The sequence below is a fragment of the Leuconostoc pseudomesenteroides KCTC 3652 genome, from assembly GCF_014634745.1.
Lineage (GTDB): Bacteria > Bacillota > Bacilli > Lactobacillales > Lactobacillaceae > Leuconostoc > Leuconostoc pseudomesenteroides.
In genome coordinates this window covers 217863-230284 of sequence record NZ_BMBP01000002.1, presented here as the reverse complement: position 1 = coordinate 230284, position 12422 = coordinate 217863, and the positions used below count along the sequence as shown (strand labels likewise).

Genomic DNA, 12422 nt, shown 5'->3' with positions numbered 1-12422 from the left:
GTGAGACGAGGAGATTTTAATATCAACGGTTTTGTTGGTTCTGCCAATGGAGCTGTGATTACAAACTGGTTTGATACCGGTATACCAGAACGAAAAACAACTTTAAACGATAGCGCGGTCGGATTAGATCGTGCTATTTTGTTTGATGATGGTAATTATGCAAATCGAGAGTTTGAATTTGAGTTCTCAATTCAAGCCGACACAGAAGCACAACGGAAGTCACGGTATACGGCTTTCATGGTTGCGCTAGACACTGGTAAATACGTGCCTGCTACGTTTTATTTTGATGACCAATACCAATACCAAATTTTTAGAACTGACGCAGTAGGAGTGACTAGACCGCTTGTCTTTTCATCTACAAGAATATACAAGGTTAAAGTGAGTGCAGCACCGTATAAGTATTTGTTGAACGTAGCAAATGTTTCTGGAACATCATTGACGTTGACTAACCCAGAGCTTTATTATGCGAAACCACATCTTATTATCAAGGGAACAGGTGCAATTAACCTAACTGTCAATGGCGTTGTTACTAAATTGACAAATGTCACGACCAGCATTGAACTTGATTCAGCACTACAAACTGTTTGGCGAATGGACGGTGTAACGGTTGTCAATGAGAATGCAAAAATGGCGATTGGTGACTTCCCGTTACTAAAGCCGGGGGCAAACACCGTATCGGTGAACAGTGGCACTGTTGAAGTAGAACCAAGATGGAGGACGCTATGACACCAATTTTATATGAAAAAGATGAGATTGATTTCACCTCACAAGGTCTTGGCTCGTTGGTTGAAATCTATGATGTTGATGTAGAAGAACAACGCAACGGTTTACTACAATTAACGGCTAGCTATCCAGTTTCTGGTGTACGATATGCTGATATCTCGGTTGGTCGTCTTATTCTGGCTAAGCCTAACCAGCGAGACGATATTCACGCTTTCAGAATTGTTAGCACAGAACTTGACATTAGTGGTTATGCAGTGACGATTGAAGCTGATTCGATTACGTATGATCTAACACATAACCTTGTTAAACATTTAGTTGCTTCAGGTGACGGGCAATCATTTATGACTGCACTTAAGAACGCTATTGTGAATCCATCTGTTTTTTCCTTTTATTCTGATATAGCAACCTCATCAACAACATCGCTCAATTACGTAAATCCTATGGAAGCCATCATGGGAACAACCGGCTCATTCTTACAGATATGGGGTGGTGAGTTAAAGCGCGAGAATAGGCGAGTGGCCATGTTCAACAGACGTGGTCGTGATAATGTTGCGACTTTTAGACTTGGTAAGAATATATCAGGTCTGAAATATAGTGTTGACATCAGTTCATTGGTAACGCGCATTATTCCAACTAAGTCAGTTCAAAACGATGACCAAACAACTACCACGTTGGAAGGAACACCAGTTGATTCACAATATATCAACAATTATGAACAGATTTACACGTTGCCGCTTGAATTTACTGATGACACTATCAAGACAGTGGCGGATTTAAATGCAGCGGCAAAGGGTTGGTTTACTCAAAGTGCTAACACTGGCAGAGACAAACCGACAGTCACAATAGACATCGATGTTTTAAGTTTACAGGATAGCGCAGACTATCAGGACAAGTTCAAGAATTTAGAGAGCGTGTCACTAACCGATACTGTGACCGTATATGTGCCAGAATATGGTGTGAATGTCACAGCTATTGTCAACGAATTGCATTATGACCCTATTTTAGACAGAGTTACAAAAATGACGGTTGGGACAGCTAAGCAATCGTTTGCTGACAGTTCTCGAACACAGTTATCTGATTTACAGGACAAGATTATTTCTGTTCAAAATCAAGCTGACGCAGCGGCAGTGAGTGCAAACGGCAAGAACAAAAACTACTATGGTAGCGTTGAGCCATCACACCCACAAGAAGGTGATTTGTGGTATTGGGTAGACGGTGACAAGTCTGGTGTTAAGCAATTTGTTAGTGGTGATTGGGTCGATTTAGTAGATTCGGACACGCAAGAAAAAATAGATGATGCTGTATATGACGCAGTCGCACAAGCCAACGCACACACTGATGAAGTGAAGCAAGGTCTGTCAACTGATATTGCAACAGCAAAGTCACAGGCTGCGTCGCAGGCTAGTTCAGCAGAAGCTAACGCTAAGAGTGCGGCAACGTCTCAATTTAATCAAGCACAAAACGCTCTGTCAGCTGCTAAAACAGACTTAACGGACAGCATTGCTAGTGAAGCGTCTGCACGTAACACTGCGGTAGCTGCTGCCAATTCACAAGCACGAACTTATGCTAATCAAGCTAAAGCAGACGCGCTAAACACAATAGCTAAAGAGGTTACAGACCGACAGAATGCAGTTAGTGCATTAGACACCAAAGCTACTAATGCGGTTAATCAAGCCAAGAGTGATATTAACGATACAATCAAAGCGCTTAGTGTTGGTGATAGAAACTACATTCTTGATACAGCAAACCCAAAGACACAAACTTCTAATGGGAAAGATAACCAAGATATTTATAATCAAGCTATATTTTATTCGCCTATTAAAAATTGGGGAATAGCAAACGGCGATTACATCATATCTTTTGACTGGACTTTAAAAACAGCATTATCTTCGGATATGCAAGCAAGCGTGTTTTTTAATCAAAGTCCGTGGCAACAACAAAATTTTACTGTTAAATCAGGTCAATTAACAGGGCATGTGGATTTAAAGTTTAAATTGAACCCAGGAATTTTAACGGCCACTCAAGACGTAACTAGTTTGACTTTTAGAATAATGAGTCAAATGGCTTCTGGAAATACTATAACTTATTCTAATCTGTTCATGAAATCTGGAACAATTATCACCACATGGACCCCAGCACCTGAAGATGTTGTCTTAGATTACACAACCAAAGATAACCAAATTAAAGAAACCATCACACAGTACCAACATACTAACGATGGAAAGGTTTCTAAGGCTCAAACGGATGCCACAACCGCATTAGGTTTGGTTGCAACAAAGGTATCACAGACTGATTACGACCAAAAGACGGGTGATTTATCAACAAAATATACACAGGTTAAGCAAACTGTTGATTCACAGGCTACAGATATTGTCAATATCAAGGCAACAGCCACAAGCCAAGCCTCTAAGATTAACAGTATATCAAGTGATGTTGATGGAACCAAACAAAGCATTAGTGACATCGAGACAACACAAGATAGTCAATCTGATAAGATTAACCAAATTACAACTGATGTGAATGGTACCAAACAGTCCATCACTGATATTCAAACTAAAGACGGTCAACAAGATGCCCGTATGGGTAATATTGAAACATCAGTATCTGGCGTTCAAAGTGACTTCAGTAGTTATAAGACCACCAATGACGGTGCTGTTCAGACAGCTCAAACAACCGCGCAGACAGCAGTAGATGGTTTGAAAACTAAGGTTAGTCAGACTGATTACAATACCAAGACAGGTCAACTTCAGACAGACTTAACAGCTACTACGCAGACAGCTAATCAAGCTAAAACAGACATTGTTTCCATCAAACAAAAAGATGGTGAGCAAGATGCAAAAATGAACTCGATTGTGTCTGACGCCAACGGAACTAAGCAGACTGTTAGTGATTTGCAAACCACGCAAGGGAAACAATCAGGAGACATTAGTACGTTACAGCAGAGAGCTGATGGTTTTGATGCAACCGTTGCTAAGATTAACACTACCGTGAATAGTTTGGGGCAAATTAACCAACTGTTTAACACAGAGTTTAGTCCCGATTTTGCAGGTTGGAATATTGGAACTCCTACTACATCAGGAAAGTTCACAGCAACAACTCCTTTATCTTCTGATACATCATGGTCACTATCATCTGAGAAATTTAATGGTAGCAATGTACTGTTAAATGCTTATGGATATGGGGCTTCATCAATAAACTCTGGTCTAATTCCTATTGGGGGAAATGTAATATCAGTATTAGCTATGGAGGCATACTCTTCTAGTAACTACAATGGTACAGTTACAGCTTCATTAAGATTTTATTATTATGACTCAAATCAAAATTATATATCAAATACGATTAAAGACAGTTCTAAAATATCTTCATGGACTAGGCTAACAGCCTCTGCTACATCACCATCAAATTCAGCCTATGTCGTTGTAGTATTCGTCACCAATGGTTCAGTTGGTACTAGTAGTTATTCACAGCCAATGCTTGTATTCTCATCAACAGTTGGAGCATATGTACAAGGTAACTACAACAACAACAGTGCAACGGCGAAAGCACAACTAACTGCTGATAATGCGGCATTGAACTTATCGAAGTATCAGACAGATGCAGACGGACGAATCAGCAAAGCACAAGCCGATATTACGGCTACGGCTCAGCAGGTGGCGACAAAAGTTTCACAAACTGATTACGACACTAAAACAGGTCAACTCACGACTGGTGTTAGCAAGGCACAACAAACAGCAGACGCAGTGACAACTTCGCTTGGGAATTATAAACAAGACGCCGATGGACGAATTAGCGCTAATAGTGCTGATATTGTCACAAACGCTAATGCGATTAAGCAAAAAGTTGCACAGTCCGATTACGATGCCAACAACACGAAGTTAACTTCACGACTAACAACAGTTGAGACCACAGCTAACGGAACTGCTACAACAGTTTCTAATTTACAACAGACAGTCAACTCGTTAGGTCAAACTAACTTAATAAACAATTCTGAATTTAGTCCGGATTTGCAGGGCTGGTCTATGACTGGTTCTGGAACTTACACTGTGGGTGATTATGATTATTCTGGAGCGGTTTTAGTACTAGCGAATACAGGTGGGGGAATAGTTAATCTTTATTCTTCACCAATCTCGCTTAACGGTTCATCAAGTATAACCATTTCTTGGAAGTTGAATTATTATATTTTTTCAGTAGGAACAAATGGTTTATCTTATATATATCTTCAATACTTGGACTCTAGCTTAAATCCCATTCCGAACGTTTTCATAAATCCACAGAATGTCGCTGGTTCCAGTGGTAAAGGTTGGACGAACTATATCGTCAACAATTTTACTTTAACTAATATGCCCACCGGTGCAAAGTATATCAGATTGGTTGTGGACGCTCGCGAAAAGGGAAGTAAAATTGGCATCAATAAACCCATGCTAACCTTGGGAACAACCGTGGGTGCTTATGTTGCTGGAGCGTACAACAACAACGCAGCCCTTGCGCAAGTGAAAATCACCGCAGATAGCATATCTAACTTTGTGCGTGATTCAAGTGGTAACATCTCATCTGACTTCCAAACAGCGTTGAGTAAAACGTCTATCATCACAGGCAGCACGCTAGCCACAAGTATTCAGACTCAAACGGCGACACAGATAACATCTGCTTTAACGGACAACAACGGTAAGATTATTAGTTTAATCAACCAGGATACGTCTGGTGTTCAAATAGCTGGTAAGAACATCGTGCTGAATGGTGATACAACTGTCACTGGTGACTTCTACGCAAAAGGTGGTAACTTTAAAAACCTTAACGCTTCAAATATGACTGTTGGGACGATAAACGGTAACCAAGTAAACGTCACGAACATCAACGCAAACAACATTGTATCTGGTGCTATTTCTGGTGCTAACTTGAATATCAATTTGAATACCGGATCAGTCGTGTTCCAAAAAGGTAGAATTAACAGCTCTGATTACACCACTGATATTAATATCGACCAAGGATATATTTCTACTGCAAACGGAGTTACTAGAGCATTACTGACACAGGGAAAATTGCAATTAATCGATCCAACTTTGTTTAGTCCTCAAACCAATCCGTATTTAGAAATATCAAATAATAGTTCTTTGTTTAATGGAATGTCAGCTTTGATTAAAGCAAGAGATTCTTTGACAGTTTCTATCAATGGATATGATGACAGAGGGTATGACACGCCGATATCTACTGAAAAGTTTGTCGGTTTAAGTATAGGTAAATATAACGGCAACTTGATGCCAACTAAAATAGGTGGAGCAGAACAGGGTGTCATAATATCTGGTGGTAAGCAGTATAACGATATTGTCGGGACCAGTGAACCATATATATATATTGGTTCAGATAGTAAAGGCGCCTCGCCAAACGGAGATAGAATATCATTACAAGCCAAAGCTGTGCACATTCCATCTGCATACAACGTTACTTGGTCGGCATCTGCCAATGTTTACATTGCCTCAGATGGTAGCTTATATCGCGCTTCATCTGCCAAGAAATATAAACAGGATATTAAACATAATGTTCCGTTAAGCGACAGTAAAAAATTACTTGAAATACCATTATCAACGTGGATAGACAAGCGCCAATATCGTGAAAAAAATGACGAAACACGGTACTTCGGTATGATTGCCGAAGATTTACGTGACGCTGGGTTAGAATACCTAGTTCAGTATGGTGAGGATAACGAAGTTGAGGGAATTAACTATGACCGTGTCGCATTATTGTTGATACCGTTAGTCAAAGAATTAAAAGAACGCATTGAAGAATTAGAAAGTGAAGGTAAATAAAATGAAACCAGATTTAAACTCAATTGTACAAACGTTATTGCAAGAGAACGCTAACTTGACTTTGCAGAATGCGCAGTATAAGTCACTTGTTGAGCAATACGAGAACCAAGCCAAAGAAGAGGAGAAATAATCATGAATATGACAGTTGGAGATTTACAATTTAGTTTCGTTGACGGTAAGTTGACATTAAAGTACGCGTCAGTTTCATTTAACGCAGGCACGTTCCCAAATAGCCTTAACGGTAATCTGCAGGTGACGCCAGAAGATGGTATTAGTTTGACATCAACAGAAGATGACATCAAGGCAGCAGCTAAGACGAAAATTCAAGCGCTTATCGCAGAAGCTCCAGCAGAAACAACGGAGGGATAATATGGCATTTCCACACGATATTGTCGGGTGGATAACAGTCATAACGTTTGCAGGTGGTTTATTTGGGTTAGTGTTCAAATACACAATCGGCGACAAGATTGTCAGTCTACAAGACACCATTAAAGATCTAAATAGTAATTTGAAAGCGCAAGACGGACGGCTTGACCAACATGAGGGCAAGTTGATTAGCCTTGACACACGAACGTCAGCACTAGAAAAGTGGACTGACACACACTCATAGGAGGAAAGATAAGTGAATAAATTAAAACGATGGGTGATTGCTTCTGTTGGAGCGGTTGCCTTTTTAGTTGCCACGATTTCAGGTGTTTCAGCCAATACATTGGGTATTGACGTTGCCAGTTATCAGGGCACAACCACAAGCTATTTCAGCCAGTTTAAGAGCTATGGTGATAACTTCACTATGGTTAAGCTGGGCGGACGTGGCGGCGGTGAGGGTAGTCATTATGTCAATCCTAAAGCCTACGCCCAAATTCATAACGCTGATGCCGTCGGTATGCAAACCGGTGGCTATTTCTGGGGTGAGTTTGGTGATTCAGTTAGTGAAGCGAGTTATCACGCACAATTAGCTGTACAAGATGCACAGAACGCTGGATTAGCCAAAGGTAGCTACATTGCATTGGACTATGAAAAAGGCGCTGGTCTCACTAAGGCTAACAACACTACGGCTATTTTGACGTTCATGGATCAGATTTACGCTGCTGGCTATAAGCCAATGTTTTATAGCTATACAAGCTACGTCAATTCGTACGTTGATTTAACACGTATCAATGCACGTTATCCTAATGCATTGTGGTTAGCCTGGTACTTGACCACGGCGCATCAAGCAACGCCACCTATGCAATACTTCCCAAATTATTCCAATGTGAAGATTTGGCAGTATGGTGATAATCACTTTGGTGTTGATGGTAATGTCATGGTGGTTGGTTCATTGGATAATGATAAGCCAGCCGAACAAACGGCTTCAAAGCCATCACAGTCAACGAACACACCAAGCACACCAGCAAAGACACGTTATGCAACCTTTAGTGGTGTCTACGTGGCTGACTACTGGACTAAGTACAATAACAAAATGTACGGTGTCAACATTGATATGAGTATTCCAGTGATTGATTACAACAACTATATTCCTATCTCAGCCTTAACTTTGACTGACCGATATGGTAATAAGTTGAAAAATCAATACATTCAAGGCAACAACGGACGTATGGAGTACTTCACTTTGAACGGTAAGTACAAGGTTATTTCACAGACAGCGACAACGATTAACGTTGAAATTGGTGGTGAGCCAGTTTCCATGATGAAGTCGTTTGCAATAATCAAATAAGGAGATCACATGCAAGTAAATAGTATTTCAGATGTTATTATCGCAATCGCTTTGGCAGCTATTCCAATCATCGGTGGCTGGATTGGTAAAGTCATTACTGGTAATAGCAAGGCTACCACTTTGATTAACGTTTTATCACCATTGTCTAAAGCTGCAATCGTAGCTATGCAAAAGTTAGGTGTGACACAATACCTAGAGGGTGAAGCCAAGAAATTGGGAGCCGTTGATATCGTCAAAAAAGCGTTATCAGCGTTAGGATTATCAGATACTGATGAAACACTAATCAAAAACGCTATTGAAAAAGAATACGCTGCGTTGATTAATGAACTGAATCAGACGTATCCACAGATGACGGCCGAACAAGCAAAAGCACAAGAGGCAGCAGCACAACGAGCTAGTGAAGTAGCTAAGGCTGATGAGTTAGCCAAAGCACAACAGGCATTAGCTGATGCACAAGCAAAGGTTAACGCCTTACAAAATTGAATATAATAAAAGCCGCCCGACTGGATTATTTCTGGTTGGGCGCTTTTTTGTTAACAATATATATACTCATAGTAATAAAATTATGTAAAAAACAAACATTATGATATATAATAAAAAATGAAAACAAAGGAGAAAAAACATGAGTGTACAAATAGTTTTTGGAGAAGGTTTTGAAAGTCAACAAAACCCAGCTACAGGATCAGGAGCGATGAATGCATTAATTAATCCTACGATGGCTTTTGCTTTGCCGGTTGTGCCTAGTGCGTTATCTTTTGCAGCGGGTGTTTTGACTGAAAACATCAGTTTCGAAAAGCAGCACGATTTGCAGTTTACGATTTTAGAGAAAAGCACTCAGAATGTAGTAAACGATATAAATGGTAAATCTCCTATTCAAAATATGAACCCATTGAAGACATTTAACTTCAACTTGAATTTTAGAAATGTGCTATTTAGAGAAGAGGGAGAATATGAATTAGTATTCAAAATCGATGGTAACGAGCAGGGTAGGCAATCATTCCGCATTGTGCATGTTGCTCAATAGGTTTTTACAATATGGATGTTGTTTATAGCACTGAGTCAAAAACACCGTTTTTTGAATTTAATAGTGGAACAAAAGATGAATTACATCATTCATCTAAAATATTACCGGTAATTGCCGCAGCTTTTATATCAACTGTCACGTTAAATAGTGGCTATGTTTCCATAAATTCCGACGATGGATTAAAAAATAAAGTTTTCGATATTTACTCATCTGATGATTCTTTAAATCATCATTCTAAAAGCATTACTACCTTTACAAGTAAACAAATTGAAGGAGGTGTATTAGAAATGTCAGATAATGATTACCTAACAAATCGCGATTTGAATAGTCTAAAAGATTTAATTGATGCTTCCAAAGAGGCAACGATTGCCAAAGTTGAAACTGTAGACGCAAAAATCGATACAGTATCGCAAAAAATAGACACAAGTGAAGCTAAATTAAAAAAATATATAGCGGACGAATTAAAAAAACATCAAAGTCAAATAAGCAAAAAGAATTACGATACAACGACTAGATGGATAGCGGTTTTTGCAATTTTAGTACCAATAGCTTGGTCGTTAATTTCTCATTATATATTTCACTGGAAGGGATAATTTGTCTCTATAATTCTTTACTATATCATTTATTTGCCCCAAACCCGCACAAGTGATACCATTAAATAGCCCAACAACATCATGATGAGTTACTTCCAATTTCGAATCTGATATGTTTGTTGGGTTTTTATTTGCAATTAAAATTTAAATAGCTTACAATAAGTAAGTCTTATGTTGACACTACCCAGCAATCATTATCGGAACTAGACCTAGATGTCTACCGATATCGCACAATGATCGTTGGGTTTTAATTTGTGATAAAATAGAGTCGTAGTTCTTTCAAGAGTGGACTACAGACCCAACAATCGGTTTCATGCTCTCGCGAGCTCTTCCTTATGGGATCGTTTTTCAACTTGTTGGGTTTTATTAATAACTAATTTTGATTTTAATAAACGGTAGTGGTATTATTAGAGACGATATATTTTGATATAAACTAGCAGACGGCAGGTAGTACCTGCTTTTTGTTTGCATTTTGAAATTCAAGGAGTATGATTATATTTGGCTCAACAACCAAAATATATTACATTAGCTAACGCTTTATTATTCTCTAAATTACGATTACATGGTTGTTGAGCTTTTATTTGCTTTCAAAAAGTAAGAGTGATAACATATAGTCAGCCCAACAATCACTTTTTAATAATGGAGGCGTCCATTCTGAAATTGTTTTCAACTTGTTGGGTTTTTATTTGCTATTTTAAAGTAAGTGATATACAATATATCTCGTAGCTTGCATCCATAACTCTCGCTACATTTCTTTTATGTTTAAGGAGCACATCTGATGTGTTTCTTTTTTTATTTGCTATAAATTAGTAAGTGGTTTACAATTGTATTCGTAATCTTCCCTATAAGATTACATCCCAAAACGCGTTCAGTCAGTGTAAAAACTGGCTGATTTTTTTATTTGCAATATCGAACAAGTGTTCGTATAATGTCATAGAGGTGACTTTATGGAACACAAAGACTATGATGATTTTAGCGCACTGGTAACTAACTACTTTCAGCATGATTATAGAGAAAGAGGTATCAAGAAGTGGCAAGGGTATTTTTTATCAGACCACACAAGTGCCTTAAAGCATTTCAACGCTGATAACAACTTTGATGAAACGCCCATGAAACAAATGGCAACCAACGATATTGTTAGAGAGGCTATGCATGCTATGGCTAATTGGCGTTTCGTGGTGATACAATTGAATACAACAACATATGAACACGATACACCGAAGAACATAGTAGGTTTGGTAGCCAACCTTAACGATAGAAGTTTGAGTATTGAAAATTCAGATGGGAAGATTAGCAGTCATTTATTAGAAGACATAAGAGCGATCAGAATTGAAAACGCCGACTAGAAATTAATCTGGTCGGCGTTTTTTATTTGTAGCAAATTTGTAGCAAATTGTAGCAAAAAAATACGAATTTATATAACTTTAAATGATTTTAAGCGAACTACACAATTCTGTTCAAACATTGATAAATCAACATTTAAGCAAACAAAAACTGTTATCTCAACATTTGTAAGATAACAGTCAAAATGCGTTGAGGGGGAGTCGAACCCTCGACCTGCCGGGTAGAAACCGGCTGCTCTATCCAGCTGAGCTACCAACGCGTACTTTACTATGATACCATTTTAGAACGATTCATGAAAGAGTTTTTTTAATTCGTTATTTGATTTATACTAGAGTTAGATAAACTTGGAGAATATTTATGAGAAAAGCCTTTATTGCACTAGCAGCAATTGTTGTTGCATTACTTGTTGCCTTTATTACGTTCAGTCAACAGCCCAAATATGCTGGTGTTTCAATGCCAAAAGATGACTATCAGCATTTGAAAACGTCACGTTCCGACATAAAAGCGCTAATTAGTGATTTGAACAAATTTAATTATAAAAAGCAAGCAACGATGTCGGCCATTGAAAAAGATGCTGACAAAATCATAAAAAACAATCGTAGTAATTTAAGTGAGGCTGATGCTCAATCATTGCGAGATGCATTGTATGGGAAAAATGGTATCGTTACAATTGCGAAAGCAGCTCAAACAGGCAAGTATAACATTGATGGTAGCGTGGCCTCACGCTTTCACAGCGCATTTGATACTATTATTTTAATGTCAGTTAACGCAATCAACAAGAGTTCGGCGCAGAGGGCTGATATTGTTGCGCAAATGAAAAGTGATTTGAATATTGAGCAGGCTATTTATCAAATTGGTGCTAAGCACGAAGAATAGTTAAGAGATAAGAAATGCTGTGATCTACTTTTTGAGGGTCATAGCAGTTTTTATTTGCTACATGTATGGCACAATAAAATAACATAAGTAAATTAGCATTGCAATTTGAACACAAACACCAATTATACCGGCGATAATCATGTGACTATTATGAATAACGATGCCAATGATTAAAATCGTAATTAAGATTAAGGTGTAGATAAATAATAAAGTGAAGGCTGACATGATTTTCCTCATACAACTTATATGAAGATATTCTAACACAATTAACGTTATTTAGTTGTCTTCAGATACTCGATAAGGTATTAATTATAAATTAATGCTTCAAAATAGTTGGTTAATAT

Annotated in this window: 11 protein-coding genes and 1 tRNA gene; 11 read left to right on the top strand and 1 reads right to left on the bottom strand. The window is 38.4% G+C overall.

Going from position 1 to position 12422, the window contains the following annotated elements; all coding sequences use genetic code 11:
- The 10 genes from IEU65_RS03405 (at window position 1) to IEU65_RS03365 (ending at window position 11204) form a co-directional block, all read left to right on the top strand.
- On the top strand, window positions 1-726 hold the full coding sequence (locus IEU65_RS03405; RefSeq protein WP_010276367.1) for a phage putative tail component: 726 nt from the start codon (window positions 1-3) through the stop codon (window positions 724-726).
- The gene (locus IEU65_RS03400; RefSeq protein WP_168441502.1) at window positions 723-6527 is read left to right on the top strand and encodes a phage tail spike protein; all 5805 of its coding nucleotides are present in this window, start codon (window positions 723-725) and stop codon (window positions 6525-6527) included. The genes IEU65_RS03405 and IEU65_RS03400 overlap by 4 nt, the downstream gene beginning before the upstream one ends.
- 1 nt (window position 6528) lies before the next feature.
- Complete coding sequence (locus tag IEU65_RS10450; RefSeq protein WP_010276360.1) at window positions 6529-6657, top strand: hypothetical protein; 129 nt, start codon at window positions 6529-6531, stop codon at window positions 6655-6657.
- Window positions 6658-6659: 2 nt separating this feature from the next.
- Window positions 6660-6896: a hypothetical protein gene (locus tag IEU65_RS03395; protein ID WP_010276358.1), complete on the top strand. Its 237-nt coding sequence runs from the start codon at window positions 6660-6662 to the stop codon at window positions 6894-6896.
- Between the two features lies 1 nt (window position 6897).
- Window positions 6898-7137 (top strand): hypothetical protein, encoded by a 240-nt coding sequence (locus IEU65_RS03390; RefSeq protein ID WP_010276355.1) that lies wholly within the window; start codon window positions 6898-6900, stop codon window positions 7135-7137.
- Between the two features lie 12 nt (window positions 7138-7149).
- Window positions 7150-8241, top strand: a complete 1092-nt coding sequence (locus IEU65_RS03385; protein ID WP_010276351.1) for a GH25 family lysozyme — start codon at window positions 7150-7152, stop codon at window positions 8239-8241.
- A 9-nt stretch (window positions 8242-8250) separates the two neighbouring features.
- Window positions 8251-8724 (top strand): holin, encoded by a 474-nt coding sequence (locus IEU65_RS03380; RefSeq protein WP_010276344.1) that lies wholly within the window; start codon window positions 8251-8253, stop codon window positions 8722-8724.
- Between the two features lie 139 nt (window positions 8725-8863).
- A complete protein-coding gene (locus IEU65_RS03375; RefSeq protein ID WP_010276339.1) occupies window positions 8864-9265 on the top strand; it encodes a DUF6941 family protein in 402 nt (133 codons plus the stop codon).
- 11 nt (window positions 9266-9276) lie between these two features.
- On the top strand, window positions 9277-9858 hold the full coding sequence (locus tag IEU65_RS03370) for a hypothetical protein (RefSeq protein ID WP_010276334.1): 582 nt from the start codon (window positions 9277-9279) through the stop codon (window positions 9856-9858).
- Window positions 9859-10805: 947 nt separating this feature from the next.
- Window positions 10806-11204: a hypothetical protein gene (locus IEU65_RS03365; RefSeq protein WP_010276329.1), complete on the top strand. Its 399-nt coding sequence runs from the start codon at window positions 10806-10808 to the stop codon at window positions 11202-11204.
- Window positions 11205-11387: 183 nt separating this feature from the next.
- On the opposite strand, the gene IEU65_RS03360 is transcribed toward IEU65_RS03365, so the two are convergent.
- A tRNA-Arg gene (locus IEU65_RS03360) sits at window positions 11388-11461 on the bottom strand.
- 98 nt (window positions 11462-11559) lie between these two features.
- On the opposite strand from IEU65_RS03360, the gene IEU65_RS03355 reads away from it, so the two are divergent.
- On the top strand, window positions 11560-12078 hold the full coding sequence (locus IEU65_RS03355) for a hypothetical protein (protein ID WP_010293303.1): 519 nt from the start codon (window positions 11560-11562) through the stop codon (window positions 12076-12078).
- Window positions 12079-12422 lie beyond the last annotated feature (344 nt).

Coding starts and splice junctions, on each gene's coding strand:
- IEU65_RS03390 (WP_010276355.1), top strand. CDS start 6,898: ATGGCATTTCCACACGATATTGTCGGGTGGATAACAGTCATAACGTTT.
- IEU65_RS03365 (WP_010276329.1), top strand. CDS start 10,806: ATGGAACACAAAGACTATGATGATTTTAGCGCACTGGTAACTAACTAC.
- IEU65_RS03375 (WP_010276339.1), top strand. CDS start 8,864: ATGAGTGTACAAATAGTTTTTGGAGAAGGTTTTGAAAGTCAACAAAAC.
- IEU65_RS10450 (WP_010276360.1), top strand. CDS start 6,529: ATGAAACCAGATTTAAACTCAATTGTACAAACGTTATTGCAAGAGAAC.
- IEU65_RS03400 (WP_168441502.1), top strand. CDS start 723: ATGACACCAATTTTATATGAAAAAGATGAGATTGATTTCACCTCACAA.
- IEU65_RS03395 (WP_010276358.1), top strand. CDS start 6,660: ATGAATATGACAGTTGGAGATTTACAATTTAGTTTCGTTGACGGTAAG.
- IEU65_RS03370 (WP_010276334.1), top strand. CDS start 9,277: ATGGATGTTGTTTATAGCACTGAGTCAAAAACACCGTTTTTTGAATTT.
- IEU65_RS03355 (WP_010293303.1), top strand. CDS start 11,560: ATGAGAAAAGCCTTTATTGCACTAGCAGCAATTGTTGTTGCATTACTT.
- IEU65_RS03380 (WP_010276344.1), top strand. CDS start 8,251: ATGCAAGTAAATAGTATTTCAGATGTTATTATCGCAATCGCTTTGGCA.